This window comes from Pantoea sp. EKM103V (genome assembly GCF_011800365.1).
Classification (GTDB): Bacteria; Pseudomonadota; Gammaproteobacteria; order Enterobacterales; family Enterobacteriaceae; genus Pantoea; species Pantoea anthophila.
In genome coordinates this window covers 74,256-94,615 of the sequence record NZ_JAALFQ010000013.1, presented here as the reverse complement: position 1 = coordinate 94,615, position 20,360 = coordinate 74,256, and the positions used below count along the sequence as shown (strand labels likewise).

The 20,360-nt window shown below is 54.1% G+C and carries 21 protein-coding genes and 1 other annotated feature; of the genes, 7 read left to right on the top strand and 14 right to left on the bottom strand.

The window, feature by feature from the left end; genetic code table 11:
• Positions 1–190 precede the first annotated feature (190 nt).
• The 3 genes from clpB to rluD form a co-directional block, all read right to left on the bottom strand.
• Positions 191–2,764 (bottom strand): ATP-dependent chaperone ClpB, encoded by a 2,574-nt coding sequence (gene clpB / locus HFD97_RS19860; RefSeq protein ID WP_167432425.1) that lies wholly within the window; start codon positions 2,762–2,764, stop codon positions 191–193.
• A 125-nt stretch (positions 2,765–2,889) separates the two neighbouring features.
• A complete protein-coding gene (gene yfiH / locus HFD97_RS19855; protein WP_046102434.1) occupies positions 2,890–3,618 on the bottom strand; it encodes a purine nucleoside phosphorylase YfiH in 729 nt (242 codons plus the stop codon).
• Positions 3,618–4,595: a 23S rRNA pseudouridine(1911/1915/1917) synthase RluD gene (gene rluD / locus HFD97_RS19850; RefSeq protein ID WP_167432424.1), complete on the bottom strand. Its 978-nt coding sequence runs from the start codon at positions 4,593–4,595 to the stop codon at positions 3,618–3,620. The genes yfiH and rluD overlap by 1 nt, the downstream gene beginning before the upstream one ends.
• A 129-nt stretch (positions 4,596–4,724) precedes the next feature.
• Here rluD and bamD point away from each other — a divergent pair, with 129 nt between their 5' ends.
• From bamD to pheA, 4 genes are all read left to right on the top strand, one after another.
• Positions 4,725–5,456, top strand: coding sequence for an outer membrane protein assembly factor BamD (bamD, locus tag HFD97_RS19845; RefSeq protein ID WP_009086788.1), 732 nt, complete (start codon positions 4,725–4,727; stop codon positions 5,454–5,456).
• A 279-nt stretch (positions 5,457–5,735) separates the two neighbouring features.
• Entirely contained in the window at positions 5,736–6,071 is a 336-nt protein-coding gene (gene raiA, locus HFD97_RS19840) for a ribosome-associated translation inhibitor RaiA (protein WP_009086789.1), read from the top strand.
• A gap of 88 nt (positions 6,072–6,159) precedes the next feature.
• Positions 6,160–6,284, top strand: a sequence feature (Phe leader region).
• Positions 6,161–6,208 carry a pheA operon leader peptide PheL gene (gene pheL / locus HFD97_RS22195; protein ID WP_193387678.1) on the top strand — a complete coding sequence of 16 codons (48 nt, stop codon included), beginning with the start codon at positions 6,161–6,163 and terminating at the stop codon, positions 6,206–6,208. (Overlaps the previous feature by 48 nt.)
• Positions 6,285–6,306: 22 nt before the next feature.
• Entirely contained in the window at positions 6,307–7,470 is a 1,164-nt protein-coding gene (gene pheA, locus HFD97_RS19835) for a bifunctional chorismate mutase/prephenate dehydratase (protein ID WP_009086794.1), read from the top strand.
• 32 nt (positions 7,471–7,502) lie between these two features.
• Here pheA and tyrA read toward each other — a convergent pair whose 3' ends face one another.
• Positions 7,503–8,624: a bifunctional chorismate mutase/prephenate dehydrogenase gene (gene tyrA, locus HFD97_RS19830; RefSeq protein ID WP_009086795.1), complete on the bottom strand. Its 1,122-nt coding sequence runs from the start codon at positions 8,622–8,624 to the stop codon at positions 7,503–7,505.
• A 5-nt stretch (positions 8,625–8,629) separates the two neighbouring features.
• On the bottom strand, positions 8,630–9,709 hold the full coding sequence (locus tag HFD97_RS19825) for a 3-deoxy-7-phosphoheptulonate synthase (protein WP_009086797.1): 1,080 nt from the start codon (positions 9,707–9,709) through the stop codon (positions 8,630–8,632).
• Between the two features lie 288 nt (positions 9,710–9,997).
• On the opposite strand from HFD97_RS19825, the gene HFD97_RS19820 reads away from it, so the two are divergent.
• On the top strand, positions 9,998–10,534 hold the full coding sequence (locus HFD97_RS19820; protein ID WP_058958435.1) for a GNAT family N-acetyltransferase: 537 nt from the start codon (positions 9,998–10,000) through the stop codon (positions 10,532–10,534).
• Between the two features lie 85 nt (positions 10,535–10,619).
• On the opposite strand, the gene rplS is transcribed toward HFD97_RS19820, so the two are convergent.
• The 5 genes from rplS to ffh all read right to left on the bottom strand — a co-directional run bounded on the left by rplS (position 10,620) and on the right by ffh (position 14,128).
• Positions 10,620–10,967 (bottom strand): 50S ribosomal protein L19, encoded by a 348-nt coding sequence (gene rplS / locus HFD97_RS19815; protein WP_003849035.1) that lies wholly within the window; start codon positions 10,965–10,967, stop codon positions 10,620–10,622.
• 42 nt (positions 10,968–11,009) lie between these two features.
• Positions 11,010–11,774: a tRNA (guanosine(37)-N1)-methyltransferase TrmD gene (gene trmD, locus HFD97_RS19810; protein WP_009086876.1), complete on the bottom strand. Its 765-nt coding sequence runs from the start codon at positions 11,772–11,774 to the stop codon at positions 11,010–11,012.
• Positions 11,775–11,809: 35 nt separating this feature from the next.
• Entirely contained in the window at positions 11,810–12,358 is a 549-nt protein-coding gene (gene rimM / locus HFD97_RS19805) for a ribosome maturation factor RimM (RefSeq protein WP_009086878.1), read from the bottom strand.
• Positions 12,359–12,376: 18 nt separating this feature from the next.
• Positions 12,377–12,625, bottom strand: a complete 249-nt coding sequence (gene rpsP, locus HFD97_RS19800; RefSeq protein WP_009086880.1) for a 30S ribosomal protein S16 — start codon at positions 12,623–12,625, stop codon at positions 12,377–12,379.
• 141 nt (positions 12,626–12,766) lie between these two features.
• Positions 12,767–14,128 (bottom strand): signal recognition particle protein, encoded by a 1,362-nt coding sequence (ffh, locus tag HFD97_RS19795; RefSeq protein ID WP_009086882.1) that lies wholly within the window; start codon positions 14,126–14,128, stop codon positions 12,767–12,769.
• A 164-nt stretch (positions 14,129–14,292) separates the two neighbouring features.
• On the opposite strand from ffh, the gene HFD97_RS19790 reads away from it, so the two are divergent.
• Together HFD97_RS19790 and HFD97_RS19785 are read left to right on the top strand one after the other, a co-directional pair.
• Positions 14,293–15,093 carry an inner membrane protein YpjD gene (locus HFD97_RS19790; RefSeq protein WP_009086884.1) on the top strand — a complete coding sequence of 267 codons (801 nt, stop codon included), beginning with the start codon at positions 14,293–14,295 and terminating at the stop codon, positions 15,091–15,093.
• 15 nt (positions 15,094–15,108) lie between these two features.
• Positions 15,109–16,395 (top strand): HlyC/CorC family transporter, encoded by a 1,287-nt coding sequence (locus HFD97_RS19785; RefSeq protein WP_033736021.1) that lies wholly within the window; start codon positions 15,109–15,111, stop codon positions 16,393–16,395.
• Positions 16,396–16,456: 61 nt separating this feature from the next.
• On the opposite strand, the gene luxS is transcribed toward HFD97_RS19785, so the two are convergent.
• From luxS to yqaB, 4 genes are all read right to left on the bottom strand, one after another.
• The gene (gene luxS, locus HFD97_RS19780) at positions 16,457–16,972 is read right to left on the bottom strand and encodes an S-ribosylhomocysteine lyase (protein ID WP_009086888.1); all 516 of its coding nucleotides are present in this window, start codon (positions 16,970–16,972) and stop codon (positions 16,457–16,459) included.
• A gap of 150 nt (positions 16,973–17,122) precedes the next feature.
• Positions 17,123–18,730, bottom strand: coding sequence for a glutamate--cysteine ligase (gshA, locus tag HFD97_RS19775; RefSeq protein WP_154929363.1), 1,608 nt, complete (start codon positions 18,728–18,730; stop codon positions 17,123–17,125).
• 31 nt (positions 18,731–18,761) lie between these two features.
• Positions 18,762–19,190, bottom strand: coding sequence for a YqaA family protein (locus tag HFD97_RS19770; RefSeq protein WP_046102439.1), 429 nt, complete (start codon positions 19,188–19,190; stop codon positions 18,762–18,764).
• Complete coding sequence (yqaB, locus tag HFD97_RS19765; RefSeq protein ID WP_046102440.1) at positions 19,187–19,753, bottom strand: fructose-1-phosphate/6-phosphogluconate phosphatase; 567 nt, start codon at positions 19,751–19,753, stop codon at positions 19,187–19,189. Before yqaB ends, HFD97_RS19770 begins: the two co-directional genes overlap by 4 nt.
• Between the last annotated feature and the right edge of the window lie 607 nt (positions 19,754–20,360).

Here is a 20,360-nt window from a genome sequence, read left to right as displayed (position 1 = left end):
ACCCGTTTCCCGTTGCCGGTGTGCCGTGTCGATGGAGGCGCATTATAGGGAGCGGTTCAGATAGCGCAAGTGCAAATGACAACTTTTTTACCAACCGTTCACTTTGCACTCAATTCGCTGCCTTATTAAACAAAACTCAGGTAAAAGGGCATAAAAAAACGGGCCAGAGGCCCGTTTTTATCTCGCAGGATTACTGATGAGCTGTAATCACATCGTTTTCCACATCCATCTGGATTGTTTTGCCCGGCACCAGTGAACCAGATAGGATCTGCTGTGCCAGCGGGTTTTCGATCTGCTGTTGTATCGCCCGTTTCAGCGGACGCGCACCATAGACCGGATCGTAGCCATTCTCCGCCAGCAACCGCAGAGCCTCCTCGGAGATCTGCAACTGATAGCCCCGCTCCTCCAGACGGTGATACAGCCGCTGCAGCTGAATCTGAGCAATAGAGGCAATATGTTTCTCAGCCAGCGGATGGAACACCACGACCTCATCAATACGGTTGATGAATTCAGGACGGAAGTGCTGGCCAACCACACCCATCACAATCTCTTTCATTTCCGGATAGCCGAGATCGCCGAACCGCTCCTGAATTAAATCTGACCCAAGGTTAGAGGTCATGATCACCACGCTGTTACGGAAATCGACCGTTCTGCCCTGTCCATCCGTCAGGCGTCCATCATCCAGCACCTGCAGCAGAATGTTAAAGACATCAGGATGCGCCTTTTCGACCTCATCCAGCAGGATGACGGAGTAAGGACGACGGCGTACCGCTTCAGTCAGATAACCGCCCTCTTCATAACCAACATAACCCGGAGGGGCACCCACCAGCCGTGACACCGAATGTTTTTCCATAAATTCGGACATGTCGATACGCACCATGGCATCGTCACTATCGAACAGGAAGTTAGCCAGCGATTTACACAGCTCGGTCTTACCTACACCGGTCGGCCCCAGGAACAGGAACGAACCGATAGGACGGTTAGGATCCGACAGACCGGCACGGCTGCGACGAATCGCATTGGATACCGCCTCAACGGCTTCATCCTGTCCGATAACCCGGCCATGCAGCTCCTGCTCCATCCGCAACAGCTTATCGCGCTCACCTTCCATCATTCGTGCTACCGGGATACCGGTCCAGCGGGCCAGCACATCGGCAATCTCCACATCTGTTACCCGGTTACGCAGTAACTTCATGGTTTTGCCTTCCGCCTGGGTGGCTGCAGCTAACTGTTTTTCCAGGGCAGGAATTTTACCGTACTGCAGCTCTGACATCTGAGCGAGATCGCCCTGACGACGGGCCTGCTCTAAATTGAGACGCGCCTGCTCCAGTTCAGCTTTGATGTTCTGCGTGCCGGATAATGAGGCTTTCTCGGTTTTCCACTCATCTTCAAGCTCGGCATACTCCCGCTCTTTCTGATTCAGCTCGCTCTCCAGCATCTCAAGGCGTTTGATGCTGGCATCATCGGCCTCTTTCTTCAGTGCCTGCTGCTCCAGCTTCAGCTGAATGATGCGACGCTCCAGGCGATCCAGTGACTCCGGCTTCGAGTCCATCTGCATACGAATGCTGGATGCCGCCTCGTCGATCAGGTCAATCGCCTTGTCAGGCAGCTGCCGGTCCGCAATGTAACGATGAGAGAGCGTTGCAGCCGCGACGATCGCCGGGTCAGTGATCTGCACATGATGATGCAGTTCATAACGCTCTTTCAGGCCGCGCAGAATGGCGATGGTATCTTCGACACTCGGTTCCGCCACAAAGACTTTCTGGAAACGGCGCTCCAGCGCAGCATCTTTTTCAATATATTGCCGGTACTCATCCAGCGTAGTGGCACCGACACAATGCAGCTCGCCACGCGCAAGCGCGGGTTTAAGCATATTGCCGGCATCCATCGCGCCGTCAGCTTTACCGGCACCGACCATCGTATGCAGCTCGTCGATGAACAGAATGACGTTACCTTCCTGCTTCGACAGATCGCTCAGCACCCCTTTCAGGCGCTCTTCGAATTCACCGCGATATTTAGCACCGGCCACCAGCGCACCCATATCCAGCGCCAGAACCCGCCGGCCTTTCAGACCTTCAGGCACTTCGCCATTGATGATGCGCTGCGCCAGCCCTTCAACAATCGCTGTTTTACCCACGCCGGGTTCCCCAATCAGCACCGGGTTATTTTTGGTACGGCGCTGCAACACCTGGATGGTGCGACGGATCTCTTCATCACGGCCGATAACCGGATCGAGTTTGCCCTTCTCGGCGCGCTCGGTCAGATCGATGGTATATTTCTTCAGTGCTTGGCGCTGATCTTCAGCCCCCTGATCGTTCATGTTGTCTCCTCCCCGCATTTGTTCAATCGCACTGGTGATTTTTTCGCGAGTGGCACCTGCCGCTTTGAGCAGATCGGCCAGAGAGCCGCGTGATTCCAGGGAAGCCAGAACAAATAATTCAGATGAAATAAAGTTGTCGTTGCGCTTCTGCGCCAGTTTGTCGCACAGATTTAATACCCGGACGAGGTCAGATGAGGGTTGAACATCCCCTTCGCTGCCTTCAACCTGCGGCAGGCGGTCAATGGCCTGCTCAACCTGCGCGCGAAAAGGTGTCACGTCGACACCGGCCGACGTCAGTAAAGGCGAAACCGATCCGCCTTCCTGTTTGAGCAATGCGCTCATCAGGTGCAGAGGTTCAATAAATTGGTTGTCGTGTCCCAGAGCCAGGGACTGCGCGTCGGCGAGAGCCAGCTGAAATTTGTTGGTAAGACGATCCAGACGCATAATTCCTCCCATTACAGGTCAAAATGCTACTGGAGATTAAATGAGGTCATCCCTCAAATTTTCAAGGTTAATGACCTGAGATTTGAGTAAAAAATACGCTAACTGGACCGTCTTATCGCGTAAGGTTATAACAGCCAGATCAAAGTTGCCATACGCCCGGTGATCCCATCGCGGCGGAAAGAGAAGAAATCGTCACGCTGTGTAAAGGTACAGCGACTGTCGGCGCTGATGGAACGGACGCCTGCAGCCTGCAGTCGCCTGCGCGCCAGCAGCCAGATATTGGCGTAGAATCGCTCTCCAGACGGATGAAAAGCCTGTCCGGCGTGGGGGTCCTGAGCCACAAAGGCGTCGCGCACTTCGGCACCGACCTCAAACGCATCAGGGCCGATTGCCGGCCCCAGCCAGGCATGAATCTGATCCGGCGGCGATCGGAACTGCGCCAGAGAATTTTCCAGAACGCCCGCACAGAGGCCACGCCAGCCGGCATGCGCGGCCGCCACTTCAGCACCGTCCTGCGAACAGAACAGCACCGGCAGACAGTCAGCCGTCATAATGGCGCAGACCACGCCAGGCTCGGAGGTGATGCAGGCGTCAGCGCGTAATGGCGTTTCTCCCCCTTCAGCCAGACGCACGACACCGGTGCCGTGCACCTGATCCAGCCACTGTGGCATAGCAGGCAACCCCGCCTCATCAACCAGCAACTGACGGTTACGCGCAACCGCGTCGGGATTATCCCCCACGTGCCCGCCCAGGTTAAGCGCATCCCACGGGGAGTGACTGACTCCGCCCTGGCGGCGGGTTGAGCAGGCCCGGACACGCGCCGGTGCGGGCCATTGAGGAATAATCAGATCCATTACCAGTCCATCTGGTCTTTAAATTCTGCGGTGTCTGCTTTTAACGCCGCAATCAGATCGACCATGTCCTTCGGGATAGCCGCATGAAACTCCATTTCAATACCGCTGATAGGATGGTAAAGACGCAGCATCGTAGCGTGCAGCGCCTGACGGTCGAAGCCCCGTAGCGTAGCGATAAATGCCTCTGAGGCGCCTTTTGGCGGACGCGGGCGCCCACCGTAGAGCGGATCGCCCACCAGCGGATGGCTGATGTGCGACATATGAACGCGGATCTGGTGAGTACGCCCGGTTTCCAGACGCAGACGCAGACGCGTGTGCGCACGGAAATGCTCCATGATGCGGTAGTGCGTGACCGCCGGTTTCCCCATCGGGTGTACGGCCATGTGCGTACGTTTGGTGGAGTGACGACTGATCGGCTCTTCGACCGTGCCGCCCGCTGTCATATTACCAATCGCAACGGCTTCATATTCGCGGGTAATTTCACGCCGCTGCAGTGATTCCACCAGATGCGTCTGCGCCGGTACGGTTTTCGCCACGACCATCAGGCCGGTCGTGTCTTTATCCAGGCGGTGTACGATGCCCGCACGAGGCACATCCATGATCGCAGGATAGTGATGAAGCAATGCATTCAGCACCGTGCCATCCGGATTACCGGCACCGGGATGCACCACAAAATCGCGGGGTTTATTGATGACAATAATGTCTTCATCTTCGTAAACGATGTCGAGTGGCAGATTTTGCGGTTCCCAGCGCTGTGCCTCCTCAATCTCAGCGTTAATCGCGACCAGCTCGCCGCCCAACACTTTTTCTTTTGGGGTATCGACCATGACGCCGTTTACCGTCACGCGACGATCGAGGATCCACTCTTTTATGCGTGAACGTGAATAATCAGGGAACAATTCCGCCAAAGTCTGATCTAAGCGTTGTCCGAGTTGTGATTCGGATACCGTTGCGGTGAGTTGAACTTGTTGTGCCATATACAGCTTCTTCGTTAACGTTGGGTTTTCACGGCGATGCCGTTTAATATAATGTGCTATCGTACCTGGTCATTACCGGGAGCTATACGGACAGCTTCCGCCATAACATTTGAGGATAATCACTTCGTCATGACGCGTATGAAACATCTGGTGGCTGCTGCCACACTGAGCCTGGCACTTGTTGGTTGTTCCGGCTCAAATGACGCGGTACCGGACAGCCCGCCTTCTGAAATCTATGCCACAGCGCAGCAAAAGCTGCAGGACGGTAACTTTAAAGCTGCGATTAAGCAACTGGAAGCGCTGGATAATCGTTATCCGTTCGGTCCTTACTCGCAGCAGGTGCAGCTGGATTTAATCTACGCGTACTATAAAAATGCCGATCTGCCTCTGGCGCAGGCTGCCATTGCGCGCTTTATGCGTCTCAACCCGACCCATCCGAACATCGACTATGTCATCTATATGAAAGGTCTGACGGACATGGCGCTGGATGATTCAGCACTGCAGGGCTTCTTCGGTATCGATCGTTCTGACCGCGACCCGACGCACGCACGTGATGCTTTCCGTGACTTCTCACAGCTGCTGCGCAGTTACCCGAACAGTCAGTATGCCGCTGACGCGCAGAAACGTCTGGTCTACCTGAAAGATCGCCTGGCCAAATATGAGCTTTCAGTGGCGCAATTCTATACTAAGCGTGAGGCTTATGTCGCGGTTGTTAACCGGGTTGAAGGGATGATGCGCGATTATCCGGATACGCAGGCGACACACGACGCACTGCCGCTGATGGAAAATGCCTACCGAAACCTGCAGCTGAACGCTGAAGCGGATAAAGTGGCGAAAATCATCGCGGCTAACAATAGCTGACAGCAGGCTGCGTTTCAGCCATAAAAAAAGCAGCCGGAAAGGCTGCTTTTTTTTGCTCACAAAACAGTCATAACTGGATCTGAAATCAGCGAGCTAACCCATCAAGAATGCCGGGTTTATCGGTTCGCTTCAAGGTATTTCCGCCCGTTTCTGAGCCTTTCTCACAGATTGTCAAAACTGACAAAAAGTGACATTTTTCCGTGATAGAAATCTCACATTCAGCGCTTTTTCGCGCTATGCTGAGAAGACCAAGACGGAAATGACAGAGAGGTAAGAACGATGATTCTGAACATTACCAGTAAGCAAATGGAAATCACCCCGGCCATCCGAAGCCATGTTGAAGACCGTCTCGCCAAGCTCGAAAAATGGCAAACCGACCTGATTAATCCGCATATTGTTCTGTCGAAAGAGCCCAAAGAATTCGTGGCCGATGCCACCATTAACACCCCAAACGGGACTCTGGTGGCCAGTGCCAAACATGACGATATGTACACCGCGATCAACGACCTGATTGCGAAGCTGGAGCGCCAGCTCAACAAAGTACAGCACAAGTCTGAAGCACGCCGCGCCAGTGCCAGCGTGAAAGACATCATTCCTGCTGACGAAGCGTCCTGATTTTCTTAACGCGCCTCCGGGCGCGTTTTTTATTGACAGCTTTTAAGCTGTACGGTTACTCTCCCCCTACTCCTTTTACGGACATTTCCATGAAACATGATCTGTTTTTCTTCGCTTTCTTTTTTACCTTCCCCTGAACGGGAGGCCATTCGTCGTGAGAAAATGAAAGCGAAGACGAACAACCAAGCCTCCCAGCCGGGAGGCTTTTTTTTTGGATAGCATACAGGTGAGCCCTATGAATCCCGACAATCCATTGCTGGCGCTACGCGATAAGATCAGCGCAGTGGATAAAAAACTTCTGACGCTGCTGGCTGAGCGTCGTCTGCTGGCAGTGGAAGTTGCGCAGGCCAAGCTGGCTACACATCGCCCGATTCGGGATGTCGAGCGCGAACGCGCGCTGCTGGAAAATCTGATTGTGCTGGGTAAGGCCCATCACCTGGATGCGCATTATATCACCCGTCTGTTTCAGCTGGTTATTGAAGATTCCGTTCTGACCCAGCAGGCGCTGCTGCAAAAGAACCTCAACCACCCTCATGCCCATGCGGCGCGTATCGCCTTCCTCGGTCCTAAAGGCTCTTACTCCCATCTGGCGGCACGCAACTATGCATCGCGCCACTTCGATAATATGGTGGAGTGTGGCTGCCTGAAGTTTCACGACATCATCAAACAGGTCGAAAATGGCGCAGCCGATTACGCCGTCATGCCGATTGAGAACACCAGTTCAGGCTCCATCAATGATGTTTATGACCTGCTGCAGCAGACCAGCCTCTCCATTGTGGGTGAACTGACGCTGCCTATCGACCACTGCGTCCTGGTGAAGGGTAGCAGCGACCTGCAGCAGATAGAGACGGTTTACAGCCATCCTCAGCCGTTCCAGCAGTGCAGCCAGTTTATTAACCGCTTCCCGCACTGGAAAATCGAATATACCGAGAGTACGGCCGCGGCAATGGAAAAGGTCGCAGCGCTCAACTCCCCTGCCGTTGCGGCCCTGGGCAGTGAAGCCGGTGGTGAACTCTATCAGTTGCAGGTGCTGGAGCGGAATCTGGCCAATCAGCAGCAAAACCACACCCGCTTCATCGTGCTGGCGCGTAAGGCAATCGATGTGTCAGATCAGGTACCGGCCAAAACCACGCTGATCATGGCAACCGGTCAGCAGGCGGGTGCGCTGGTCGATGCGCTGCTGGTACTGCGTCAGCACAACCTGATTATGAGCAAGCTGGAGTCCCGCCCGATTCACGGTAATCCGTGGGAAGAGATGTTCTACATTGATGTGCAGGGCAATCTGCAATCAGAGCGGATGCAGCAGGCGCTGCAGGAATTACAGACAATGACCCGCTCGCTGAAGGTGCTGGGCTGTTATCCCAGCGAGAATGTCGTGCCCGTTGAACCTGCCGAATAGAAAAAAGGCATCCGGAAGGATGCCTTTTTCTTTTATGGGCGGCTGTCGTTCGCCGATCGCAGCAGGCTGCGACTCTCAATGAGGAAGCGTCGGGCGTGATCGCCAAACCACTGCTCTACGCGATTAAAGCTGGCGATAAACGCCTGTTTGTCACCCTGCTCCAGCAGCGCAATCGCTTCACCAAACCGCTGGTAGTAACGTTTAATCAGCGCCAGATTACTCTCTGAAGACATAATGATATCGGCGTAAAGCTGCGGGTCCTGAGCGAATAACCGCCCGACCATCGCCAGTTCCAGCCGGTAAATCGGTGATGAAAGCGCCAGCAGCTGGTCAAGATTGACGTTCTCTTCGGCTAAATGCAGGCCATAAGCAAAGGTGGCAAAGTGACGCAGCGCCTGGATAAACGCCATGTTCTGATCGTGCTCAACCGCACTGATGCGATGCAGGCGCGCACCCCAGACCTGAATCTGCTCCAGGAACCATTGATACGCCTCCGGCTGCCGGCCATCACACCAGACCACCACCTGTTTCGCCAGGCTGCCACTGTCCGGGCCGAACATCGGGTGAAGACCCAGCACCGGACCGTTATGGGCGGCCAGCATCGCCTGCAGAGGGCGGTTTTTGACCGACGCCAGATCGACCAGAATGCAGTCGTCTGGCAGAGGCGGTAATTGTGCTATCACCTGTTCAGTCAGGTGAATTGGCACGCTGATAATGACCATACCGGCATCACGGAGTAAGGTCTCCGCCTGCGGCCAGTCCTCTTTATCCAGCGTTTTCACCGTATAGCCTGACAGGCCGAGCATCTTTTCAAAGAGTCGGCCCATCTGGCCCTTGCCACCAACGATCACCACCGGACGCAGTGCCGGGCACAGGGTTTTAAAGCCTTTATCATTCTCGCTGGTATAGGATTCGCGCATCACGCGACGCAGCACATCCTCAATCAGATCCGGCGGCACACCGAGCGCTTCAGCCTCTTTGCGACGGGAAGCCAGCATTGACGCTTCCCGTTCAGGCACATAGATAGGCAGGCCGTAACGGCTTTTAACTTCCCCTACCTCAGCGACCAGCTCCAGACGTCTGGCCAGCAGATCAAGGAGCGCTTTATCAACACTATCAATTTGATCGCGTAACGCGGTCAGTTCAGCCACCATTCCTCTTATACCTCTTGTGACAGACGCGCCGACAGCACTCCCTTCAGATCCTGATGCATCTCACGCAGCAACGTTTCGGTCACGTCCCAGCTGATGCACGCATCGGTGACGGAAACGCCATATTTCATTTCGCTGCGTGGCAGTTCAGAAGACTGGTTACCCTCATTGATATGGCTTTCCAGCATCAGACCAATGATTGAACGGTTCCCGTCTTTGATCTGGGCGATAGCGGATTCCGCTACGCCAGGCTGACGGCTGTAGTCTTTGTTCGAATTACCATGGCTGCAATCTATCATTAAGGCAGGACGCAGTCCCGCCTTCTGCATCTCTTTTTCACACTGTGCGACATCTTCAGGACCGTAGTTCGGCGCTTTACCACCACGCAGGATTACATGCCCATCCGGGTTGCCCTGCGTCTGCAGCAGGCAGACCTGACCCGCCTGATTGATGCCGACGAAGCGATGCGGCATTGCCGCGGCGCGCATCGCATTGATCGCCGTGCCCAGGCTGCCATCGGTGCCATTTTTAAAACCTACCGGCATGGAGAGACCCGAAGCCATTTCGCGGTGCGTCTGGGATTCGGTCGTGCGTGCGCCAATCGCGGACCAGCTGAACAGATCACCCAGATATTGCGGGCTGTTTGGATCGAGCGCTTCTGTCGCCAGCGGCAGGCCCATTTCAACCAGGTCCACCAGCAGCTTACGAGCGATGTGCAGACCCGCTTCCATATCGAACGAGTTATCCATGTAAGGATCGTTGATCAGCCCTTTCCAGCCGACGGTGGTACGGGGTTTTTCAAAGTAGACGCGCATAACGATATAGAGCTGATCGCTCAGCTGTTCAGAAAGGGTTTGCAGACGACGCGCATAGTCCAGTGCGACTTCGGTATCGTGAATTGAACAGGGTCCGCATACCACCAGCAGACGCGGATCGCGCCCGGCAATGATGTCAGAGATGGTCTGGCGTGAAGCCGCAACCTGCTCCTGCTGTTCCGGCGTCAGTGGAAACTTCGCTTTCAGCTCTTCAGGTGTAATTAAAACCTGTTCACCGGCGATGTGCACATTGTTCAGCGCGTCTTTTTGCATGATGGCGATCCTTTATCTCGTATTGGCGGTTCTGGACTCCTCGCTGAGGATTGACGTCACTGTATCACAGCCGGTACAGAGCGCAAGATAGAATGTACACATTAATTACCACAGATCAATAACCGCCGCAGGAATCTATAAATTAATAAATAAAATCATATATATAAAAGATAAAACAAAAGAGAGCGCCAGGATCAAAATGTAATTATATCTTTACACCCGCTTTTGTTGTTTTTCTTACCGGCGCAGGCAAAATGAAACGATTAAGGGTTTGCATCCGGGAATGATATGCCTTCATCACCACGCACGACGCATCTGCGACCTTTCCTGTTAAGCGATGTTCCTGCGTTTACCGCTGCGGTGAACGCCTCACTGGACAGCCTGATCCCCTGGATGGCCTGGGCACATCACGACTATCAGCCGCATGAGGCGGAGAGCTGGATTCGCTTTACCCACTGGCAACGGATGCGGGAAGAAGCTGAAGAGTTTGCGATTGTCGATCAGCACGATCAGCTGCTGGGAGGCGCAGGCGTGCGCTTTGCCCGCCATCCCGGCGCTGCCAGTGCGATTGGCTACTGGGTGCGTAGTGATGTTCAGCGTCAGGGGATTGCGACCCGTGCCGTCGCCACTTTATTGCCGCTGGGGTTTTCACGTCCTGAAACACGGGTGATTGAGATTCTGGTTGCCGAGGATAATCTCGCCAGCAGAGCCGTCGCGGAGAAGTCGGGCGGCGATTTTATTGGCTGTCGTTATGGCCTGATCGTGCTCAATGATGGGCCGGTCAATACCGCGATTTATCATTTTCAGCGGCCAGAGACCGCTTAACGGCAGGCAACAGGACAAAAAAAGGGGCTGGCAGATGCCAACCCCTTGTTTGCTATTAACTTTCAGATGTCGCGTTAGCGATACCTTAGTTAAGACGCTCTTTAATACGAGCAGACTTACCAGTACGCTCACGCAGGTAGTACAGTTTGGCTTTACGCACAGCGCCACGACGTTTAACAGCGATGCTGTCAATGACCGGCGAGTGAGTCTGGAATACACGCTCAACGCCTTCGCCGTTAGAAATTTTGCGAACAGTGAATGCAGAGTGCAGACCGCGGTTACGAATAGCGATAACCACGCCCTCGAATGCCTGCAGACGTTTTTTAGAACCTTCAACGACCCATACTTTCACTTCCACGGAATCACCCGGGCGGAAGGAAGGTACGTCCTGTTTCATCTGCTCTTGTTCAATTTGCTTGATAATGTTGCTCATAATTAAATCTCATATCCTGGGTAAACTGATAGTCGGGGAAGATTACTCTTCCACATCATCGTTTTGTTGCTGCTGATGTTCCCGCTGGAACTCATTCAGCAACCTTGCTTGCTCTTCAGTCAGAGCCAGGTTTTCCAGAAGTTCAGGTCTTCTTAGCCAGGTACGGCCTAGCGACTGCTTCAGACGCCAGCGGCGAATATCGGCATGGTTACCTGACAGTAAAACTGCCGGGACTTCCACGCCCTCTAACACTTCAGGTCGGGTATAGTGCGGACAATCCAGCAAGCCGTCAGAGAACGAATCCTCATCGGCTGACGCCTGCTTGCCGAGTACGCCGGGAATAAACCGGGCGACTGCGTCAATCATCGTCATGGCTGGCAGTTCCCCGCCACTGAGAACGTAATCACCGATTGACCATTCTTCATCAATTTCGGCGTGGATTACGCGCTCATCTATCCCTTCATAACGGCCACAGACCAGAATTAACTTGTCTCGTGCCGCCAGTTCGCAAACGCCCTGTTGGTCCAGTTTGCGACCCTGAGGTGAAAGATATATCACCCTGGCGCCATCACCTGCCGCTGCTTTCGCTGCGGAGATGGCATCCCGTAAGGGTTGTACCATCATCAGCATTCCCGGTCCGCCGCCGTAAGGACGATCATCCACGGTACGGTGCCGGTCGTGCGTGAAGTCACGCGGACTCCAGCTTTGAATGCTGAGCAGACCGTTTTTTACAGCCCGGCCAGTTACCCCGTAGTCGGTAATAGCGCGAAACATTTCTGGAAACAGGCTAATAACACCAATCCACATTGTATTCGCCGTTACGTTACCGCTCGATTCGGAGCTCAAAAACCAGGATCCCAATCTACCTCAATGACGCGAGTAGAGAGATCGACTTTCCTGATAACCTGTTCATCAAGAAACGGAATTAACCGCTCCTGAACACCGAATGCATCCTTCAGGTTTGCCTTAACGACGAGAACGTCGTTCGAGCCGGTTTCCATCATATCGATGACTTTGCCCATCTCGTAGCCTTCAAGGTTAACCACCTGGCAGCCCATAAGGTCTTTCCAGTAGTAGTCACCCTCTTCCAGCGATGGCAACTGCGTCGAGTCAACCTGAATTTCGCAATTGGTTAACTGAGCCGCCGCATCCCGATCTTCAATGCCTTTGACTTTGATGATCAGGTCCTGATTGTGGTGCTTCCAACTTTCCAGTTCGACATGCTGCCATTTACCGGCGCGCTGGATGAACCAGGGTTGGTAGCTGAAGATGCTTTCAGCGTCTTCAGTGGAGGAAAACACTTTGAGCCAGCCGCGAATACCGTAGGCGGCTCCCATCTTGCCCAATACAATCGGGTTGACAGGAGGCTGTGCGGCAATTTGTCTGCTCATGCTCACCACCGTGACAGATTAAGCTGCTTTCTTAGCTTCTTTGACCAGCGCGTTAACGCGATCAGAAAGCGTTGCGCCCTGGCCAACCCAGTGCTCGATACGATCCATATCCAGACGCAGACCTTCAGCCTGACCAGAAGCGATCGGGTTGAAGAAACCAACGCGCTCGATGAAACGACCGTTGCGTGCATTGCGGCTGTCAGTAACGACGACCTGATAGAACGGACGCTTTTTAGCGCCGTGACGTGCCAAACGAATTGTTACCATAACATCCTCTTCAGTTAATAAAACACCCGGCCCCCATCGAGGAACGGGGTCCGGGTGCTGTATAAAAAGCCCGAAAATTTTACTCATTTTGGCGCAAAAAGCAACCTAAACCGCGTCCTTTCGGGCTTTTTTGTGGAACCCTTAGCGGCCAGGGAATCCTGGCGGCATCATACCTTTCATGCCGCGCATCATTTTCGCCATACCGCCCTTCTTCATCTTCTTCATCATACGCTGCATGTCGTCGAACTGCTTTAATAAGCGGTTAACGTCCTGCACCTGCATGCCGGAGCCGGTGGCGATGCGGCGCTTACGCGAGCCTTTGATGATCTCTGGCTTCTCACGCTCTTTGCGTGTCATCGAGTTGATGATGGCTTCCATGCGCACCAGAACCTTGTCATCCATCTGCGACTTTACGTTGTCAGGCAGCTGTCCCATGCCGGGCAGTTTACCCATCAGGCTGGCCATGCCGCCCATGTTGCGCATCTGCTTCAGCTGCTCAAGGAAGTCGTTGAGATCGAAACCGTCGCCGGTTTTCAGCTTCTTCGCCAGCTTCTCCGCTTTATCGCGGTCAACCTTGCTTTCGATATCTTCGATCAGTGACAGCACGTCACCCATGCCGAGGATGCGTGATGCAATACGGTCCGGATAGAACGGCTCCAGGGCTTCGGTTTTCTCGCCGACACCCATAAATTTAATTGGCTTGCCGGTGATATGACGAATCGACAGCGCCGCACCCCCACGTGCATCACCGTCAACTTTGGTCAGGATCACGCCGGTGAGCGGCAGCGCTTCGTTGAAGGCTTTGGCCGTGTTGGCCGCATCCTGACCGGTCATGGCATCGACCACAAACAGCGTTTCTACCGGATTAATCGCGGCATGAACCTGTTTGATTTCGTCCATCATCGCTTCATCAACGTGCAGACGACCCGCGGTATCCACCAGCAGCACATCGTAGAATTTCAGGCGCGCTTCACGCAGCGCATTGTTGACGATCTCCACCGGCTTCTGGCTGAGGTCAGAGGGGCAGAAATCCACGCCAACCTGCTGCGCCAGCGTTTCCAGCTGTTTGATTGCCGCCGGACGATAAACGTCGGCAGAGACAACCAGCACTTTCTTTTTGTGCTTCTCGCGCAGGAATTTACCCAGCTTACCCACGCTGGTGGTTTTACCGGCACCCTGCAGACCCGCCATCAGCACCACGGCTGGCGGCTGAGCGGCCAGGTCGAGAGCATTGTTCTCTGCCCCCATCGCCGCAACCAATTCGTTACGAACGATTTTGATGAACTCCTGACCCGGCGTCAGGCTTTTGTTCACATCATGGCCGACCGCGCTCTCTTTTACGCGGTTGATGAAGTCACGCACCACCGGCAGCGCAACGTCAGCTTCAAGCAGTGCCATGCGCACTTCACGCAGGGTCTCTTTAATGTTCTCTTCAGTCAGCCTTCCGCGGCCGCTGATGTTTCGCAGGGTTTGCGACAAACGATCGGTTAAATTATCAAACATGGTCTCTCACTTAAAAAGATCGCGAGGCGCCTGATCGGCAGAATGCGGCGGATTATAACACGAAGCCGCCGCGATCTCTGCAATTGCCCCTCAGATCGTTTGGAGCCTGCTGCGGCTGGCGCTATACTGCCTTTTTCCTTATCTGACTGAACCTGAAAGGATCTATGTTCGTTTTCCCGATAGTGGCGCTGTTAGCCTACTCCTTAAGTCTTGCCCTGATCATTCCGAGCCTGCTGAAGCGTAATGGCGGCTGGCGGCGAATGGCGATGCTCTCTGCCTGTGTGGCGCTGGTGACACACGCGGTAGCCCTGCAGCAGCGCATATTTGCGGTTGATAGCGGCCAGAATTTAAGCCTGCTCAACATCGGTTCACTGGTCAGCCTGTTGATCTGCGCCATTATGACCATTGTGGCGTCACGCAACCGCGGCTGGTTGCTGCTGCCGATTGTCTACAGCTTCGCGCTGATCAATCTGGCCTTTGCGACCTTTGTCCCTAATGCCTTTATCACCCACCTGGAAACGACGCCAGGGATGATGATCCATATCGGCCTGTCGCTCTTCGCCTATGCAACGCTGATTATCGCTGCCCTCTATGCGCTGCAGCTGGCATGGATCGATTACCAGTTAAAAAACAAGCGCCTGGCGTTTACGCAGGATATGCCGCCGCTGCTGACCATCGAACGCAAGATGTTTCATATCACGCAGGTCGGGGTCGTCCTGTTAACGCTGGTGCTCTGCACCGGTCTGTTCTACATGCAGGATCTTTTCAGCGCCGAAAACGTCGATAAAGCCGTGCTTTCGATTATCGCGTGGTTTGTTTATATCGTTTTGCTCTGGGGACACTATCATGAAGGCTGGCGTGGTCGCCGCGTCGTCTGGTTTAACTGCAGCGGTGCGGTGCTGTTGACCATGGCTTACTTCGGCAGTCGCATCCTGCAGCATCTGCTTGTCCCTGTCTCTCATTAAAAAGGAAGTTCTGCGTTGGAACATGTTTCAACCACCACGCTGATTATTATTCTGTGCGTCATGGTTCTGGTCTCCGCCTGGTTTGCCGGGTCGGAAACCGGCATGATGACGCTTAATCGCTATAAGCTGCGCCATCAGGTTAAAAACGGCAGTCGCGCTGCGCGCCGGGTGGAAAAGTTACTGCGGCGTCCCGATCGGCTGCTGAGCCTGGTATTAATCGGCAATAACCTGGTGAATATTCTGGCCTCCGCCCTCGCCACCATCGTCGGCATGCGCCTGCACGGTGACGAAGGGGTCGCCGTCGCGACCGGTATCCTGACCTTCGTCGTGCTGGTCTTTGCTGAAGTGCTGCCGAAAACGGTAGCCGCGCTCTATCCGGAGCGGGTCGCTTTTCCCAGCAGCCTGCTGCTGGTCCCGCTGCAATACATCATGCTGCCGCTGGTTTGGCTGCTGAATACCATTACCCGTCTGCTGATGCGGATGGTGGGAATCCGGGCTGAAGGCGCAATCAGTTCTGCGCTGAGCAAAGAGGAGCTTCGCACCATCGTCTATGAGTCACGTAGCCTGATGTCGCGCCGTAATCAGGATATGCTGCTCTCGGTACTCGATCTGGAGAAGGTCAGCGTTGATGACATCATGGTGCCGCGTAACGAGATTGTCGGTATCAACATCAGCGATGACTGGAAATCCGTCGTCCGCCAGCTGAGCCACTCACCGCATGGCCGCATTGTCCTGTTCCGCGACTCACTGGATGACTGTGTCGGCATGCTGCGGGTGCGTGAAGCCTGGCGCATGATGACCGAGAAAAAAGAGTTCACCAAAGAGATGCTGCTGCGCGCTGCGGATGAGATTTACTACATCCCGGAAGGGACACCGCTCAACACCCAGCTGGTAAAATTCCAGCGCAACAAAAAGAAAACGGGCCTGGTGGTGGATGAATATGGTGACATCAAAGGACTGGTGACCATAGAAGACATTCTGGAGGAGATCGTGGGAGATTTTACCACCTCAATGTCGCCGTCGCTGGCCGAAGAGGTGATGCCCCAGAATGATGGTTCCGTGCTGATCGAAGGCAGTGCCAGCGTGCGTGAAATCAACAAGGCGTTTAACTGGCATCTGCCAGAGCAGGAAGCCCGCACCATCAACGGTATGCTGCTGGAAGCGCTGGAGGAGATCCCCGCTATCAACACCCGCGTTCAGATCGGTCACTACAATATCGATATCCTGGACGTGCAGGACAACATGATTAAGCAGGTGCGCATCACGCCGAAGACACCGCTGAAAAAATCGGTCGGTTCCTGAAGCCATAAAAAAACGCCGCAATCGACACGATGCGGCGTTTTTTTTAGCCGGACAGCTCTGACTAGATGTGCAGTTCTTTCAGCTTTTCAGCAGGCAGTTTCAGATCTTCGTTACGGTTAACGCCGATCTCATGCGCCAGCACGTTGCGGGCAATCTGCTGCGCTTCATCCAGTGAGTGCAGTTTGTAGCTACCACACTGGTATTCGTTCAGCTCAGGGATCTGGTTCTGATCTTTTACTTTCAGAACGTCTTCCATCGCCCCTTTCCACGCTTTCGCCACGCGCTGCTCATCTGGCGTACCAATCAGGCTCATGTAGAAGCCAGTACGGCAGCCCATCGGCGAAATATCGACGATTTCCACACCGTCACCGTTGAGATGATCACGCATAAACCCGGCAAAGAGATGCTCCAGCGTATGAATGCCACGCTCAGTGAGGATATCAATGTTCGGGCGGCAGAAACGCAGGTCAAAAACGGTAATCGTATCGCCATGCGGAGTCTTCATGGTTTTCGCAACGCGAACCGCCGGTGCGCCCATGATGGTGTGATCAACGGTAAAACTATCCAGTAGTGGCATACGTCACCTCCTGTTCTGAGAATTTTTTTTAAAACGATGAAACTTTTCTGTTCGCCCAACGTCTGAATATATGAAAGACGCGCATTTGTTATCATCATCCCTGACAACAGAGATGTTAATTTGGCCACATTGATGTGGCCTTTTTCTTTTCTACCCTTCCCGGCTCGCCAGATACGCTTCAAAATCCAGCTTATCGTTCGCTTCCAGCTGCTGCTGCGCCGCGACAGATTCCTGCGCCTGACGCGAGAAATCCTCTTCGGTCAGCACCTCCAGCGGCTCTTCGCAGAGCAGATGACGATACTGTTCAGCCAGCGCCACGCCGGTTCCGGTCACACCATTATCCTTCATGGCCTGCAGAATGCGCGCCGAGTAGGTTAGCTCAGGATCGTCGAACGATGCTACCAGTTGATCGCAAACCTGTTGATATTCCGTGCTCGCCTGATTGTTGCTGTCTAACACTTCAGCAACCCGACGCAGATCGGCAAACAGGGTTTTGCCCACTTCAACCAGCGAATGTTCCGCTTCACCACAACCCACGGCAATTTTCTGATCCGGTTTACGGCCTTCCAGCACCACGCGGTTCCAGTTTTTACGGGTACACTGCAGCTCTTCTGCACTCATCTCCGGCGCATCGGCCAGCGTACACCAGATCAGGAACAGGTCGAGGAAGCGCACCTGGTTCTCATCGACACCGATAGCCGAGAACGGGTTGATATCCAGTGAACGGACTTCAATGTACTCAATGCCACCCCGCAGCAGCGCATCAGATGGCGCTTCACCGGAACGGGTCACCCGTTTTGGCCGGATTGGCGCATAGAGTTCATTCTCAATCTGCAGCACGTTGGTATTGAGCTGCAGCCAGTTGCCGTCAGCATCTTTCGTGCCCATGCCCGCAAACTCTTCTGACGGCGTTTTGATCGCTTTCTTCAGCGCCGTGACATAGCCTTCCAGCGAGTTAAACGTAATGCCCAGCGAGCTCTGCGATTTATTGGTGTAGCCGAGATCGCTCAGACGCAATGAAGTTGCATAAGGCAGCCACATTGTATCTTTGTCGTTGGTTTCAAACGGCAGCGGACTCTCACGGCCCTGCAGGAAGCTGGAGCTGATCGCTGGCGATGCGCCAAACAGATAAGGGATTACCCAGCCGAAGCGATAGTAGTTGCGGATCAACCGCAGGTAGCCCGCCGAGATGGTCTCTTTTCCGCTCTCCACATCTTTCACATCCGCCCACTCCTGCCAGAAGGAAAGCGGCAGCGAGAAGTTGTAGTGAATGCCGGAGATGGTCTGCATCAACGCGCCGTAGCGGTTTTTCAGCCCCTGACGATAGAGGGTCTTCATCTGACCAATGTTGGATTGACCATACTGTGCCAGCTCAATATTATCCGCATCGTCAATCACGCACGGCATACTGAAAGGCCACATACGCTCGTCACCCAGCTCACGGGCAACGTGACGATGGATATCGCGCAGGAAAGCCAGCATGTGATCGATGCTGTGATCCACTGGGGTAATAAACTCCAGCAACGTTTCGGCAAAATCGGTGGTGATCCAGTCATGCTTCAGCGCCGACCCCAGCGAGGCCGGGTGGCCGCTTTTTGCCAGTTCGCCATTTGCCTGTACGCGCAGTGTTTCACGCTCGATGCCACGGCCAATGCCCTTAAGAGCATTGGGATGCGCTTCCAGCCAGGAGAGCGCTTTAGAGACGTCCGGGATCACATTCCCCCCCCGCTGTGATAATAATTTATTTTTGTTCAGCATAATCTTAACCGTAGCCTCGAATCTGTGCGAATCAATGCCACCATTCCATACCCTGTAATGTGGCTATCGCGATAACGATATAACGCAGTGTTTTACCGACAGCGAGAAACAGCATCACTGGCAGCCAGGCGAACCGTAACCAGCCCGCGAGAACGCAGAGCAGGTCACCTATCACCGGTAGCCAGCTGAAGAGCAGCGCTGCAGGTCCCAGCCGGTGCAACCACGTCATTGCTGTGTCATGCCATCGCCCCTGACCTTTTAACGGCAGCAGGCGACCAATAAGAATGTTCGTTAAGCCGCCCAGTGTGTTTCCCAGTGATGCGGCTAAAAGCAATCCGTAAACTGATGTCTTTTTTGCTATCAATAGTGCTATCAGCAGTGCTTCAGAACTTCCAGGCAGAAGCGTCGCACTCAAAAAACTGCTGCCGAACATGGAGGCATAGGTGAGGATGTCACTCACAGTAAGCGGACATCCACCACATCCATCCCTGCCGCTTTCGCGGCCTGAATGCCAAAATCGGCATCCTCAAAGACCACACACCGTTCAGGCGCCACACCCATCAGCGCTGCGCAGCGCAGAAAGGTTTCTGGCTCGGGTTTGTGTCGCTTCACATCATCAGCACCCACCACAGCCGAAAACAGCTCACGCACGCCCAGTTGCGTCAGTAACGCCTCCGCCATGCTGTGCTCGCTTCCGGTGCCCACCGCCATCGGACGACGTCCGTGGTACGCTTTAGCCACTTCCAGTAAAGGCAGCGGCCTGACGTTGTCCAGCAGCATCGCTTTCACGGCAGCGGTTTTCTCTGCGGCAAGAAGATGGGGATCGAGAGACGACTGATTGGTGTCAATGATGAACTGCGCAAGCCGCCAGGCGGGTGCGCCATTGAAGTCGATAATACGTGCTTCATCCAGCGTTAATCCGTAGTGCGCCAGTACCTGACGCCACGCTTTTCGATGTGTCGGCTCTGTATCCAGGATCGTGCCGTCCATATCGAAAATCAGGGCGTCATAGTGATCGTACATTGTCACTCCGGACATTCATCAAATGAGACATTACTTTAGCCTAATGTGGACAGGTTGTCGCCAGGGGGGATGAACAGCAAATGCTTTGAAAGCATTAACAATTTTTCTTTTCAGATAAAGGTGATCGTGCGCGACCAGCGATAACAGTACGAATTTTCAGCGATTTTTTAACAATCGTCTGGTGCCAGGGCGGCGGCGCACCTGCATGAGGGGCAAACTGCAGCGGGTTAAGCAGGACAGGTGTGGCTGGGCGTTGCTTAAGATGAAATGATGAATCTGTTACGCAGATGAGGCTGAAAAGCCGCGTGGATGGAGCCAGAGAAAAAGAGAAGAGCGTGAATGCGGGCTGGACACAAATTACGTCATGGCACACTGAGGCGCTGACCCTATTTGAGAATATGGTGCATCCAGGAGGATTACTCAGCTTGCGCTTCGCCCTGCGGGCCGTTGCTGATGCAACGTTATCCTCCTTAGTGCGGCCTGAACGCAAATTACGTCATGACACACTGAGGCACTGACCATATTGAAGAATATGGTGCATCCAGGAGGATTCGAACCTCCGACCGCTCGGTTCGTAGCCGAGTACTCTATCCAGCTGAGCTATGGA

Excerpts from the sequence above, each read along its gene's own strand:
- pheA (WP_009086794.1), top strand. The coding sequence starts at position 6,307 with ATGAATCCCGACAATCCATTGCTGGCGCTACGCGATAAGATCAGCGCA.
- HFD97_RS19820 (WP_058958435.1), top strand. The coding sequence starts at position 9,998 with ATGCCTTCATCACCACGCACGACGCATCTGCGACCTTTCCTGTTAAGC.
- HFD97_RS19790 (WP_009086884.1), top strand. The coding sequence starts at position 14,293 with ATGTTCGTTTTCCCGATAGTGGCGCTGTTAGCCTACTCCTTAAGTCTT.
- rimM (WP_009086878.1), bottom strand. The coding sequence starts at position 12,358 with ATGAGCAGACAAATTGCCGCACAGCCTCCTGTCAACCCGATTGTATTG.
- yfiH (WP_046102434.1), bottom strand. The coding sequence starts at position 3,618 with ATGGATCTGATTATTCCTCAATGGCCCGCACCGGCGCGTGTCCGGGCC.
- bamD (WP_009086788.1), top strand. The coding sequence starts at position 4,725 with ATGACGCGTATGAAACATCTGGTGGCTGCTGCCACACTGAGCCTGGCA.
- ffh (WP_009086882.1), bottom strand. The coding sequence starts at position 14,128 with ATGTTTGATAATTTAACCGATCGTTTGTCGCAAACCCTGCGAAACATC.
- rplS (WP_003849035.1), bottom strand. The coding sequence starts at position 10,967 with ATGAGCAACATTATCAAGCAAATTGAACAAGAGCAGATGAAACAGGAC.
- rluD (WP_167432424.1), bottom strand. The coding sequence starts at position 4,595 with ATGGCACAACAAGTTCAACTCACCGCAACGGTATCCGAATCACAACTC.
- rpsP (WP_009086880.1), bottom strand. The coding sequence starts at position 12,625 with ATGGTAACAATTCGTTTGGCACGTCACGGCGCTAAAAAGCGTCCGTTC.
- yqaB (WP_046102440.1), bottom strand. The coding sequence starts at position 19,753 with ATGTACGATCACTATGACGCCCTGATTTTCGATATGGACGGCACGATC.
- tyrA (WP_009086795.1), bottom strand. The coding sequence starts at position 8,624 with ATGGTGGCTGAACTGACCGCGTTACGCGATCAAATTGATAGTGTTGAT.
- trmD (WP_009086876.1), bottom strand. The coding sequence starts at position 11,774 with ATGTGGATTGGTGTTATTAGCCTGTTTCCAGAAATGTTTCGCGCTATT.
- gshA (WP_154929363.1), bottom strand. The coding sequence starts at position 18,730 with ATGCTGAACAAAAATAAATTATTATCACAGCGGGGGGGGAATGTGATC.
- raiA (WP_009086789.1), top strand. The coding sequence starts at position 5,736 with ATGATTCTGAACATTACCAGTAAGCAAATGGAAATCACCCCGGCCATC.
- luxS (WP_009086888.1), bottom strand. The coding sequence starts at position 16,972 with ATGCCACTACTGGATAGTTTTACCGTTGATCACACCATCATGGGCGCA.
- clpB (WP_167432425.1), bottom strand. The coding sequence starts at position 2,764 with ATGCGTCTGGATCGTCTTACCAACAAATTTCAGCTGGCTCTCGCCGAC.
- HFD97_RS19825 (WP_009086797.1), bottom strand. The coding sequence starts at position 9,709 with ATGCAAAAAGACGCGCTGAACAATGTGCACATCGCCGGTGAACAGGTT.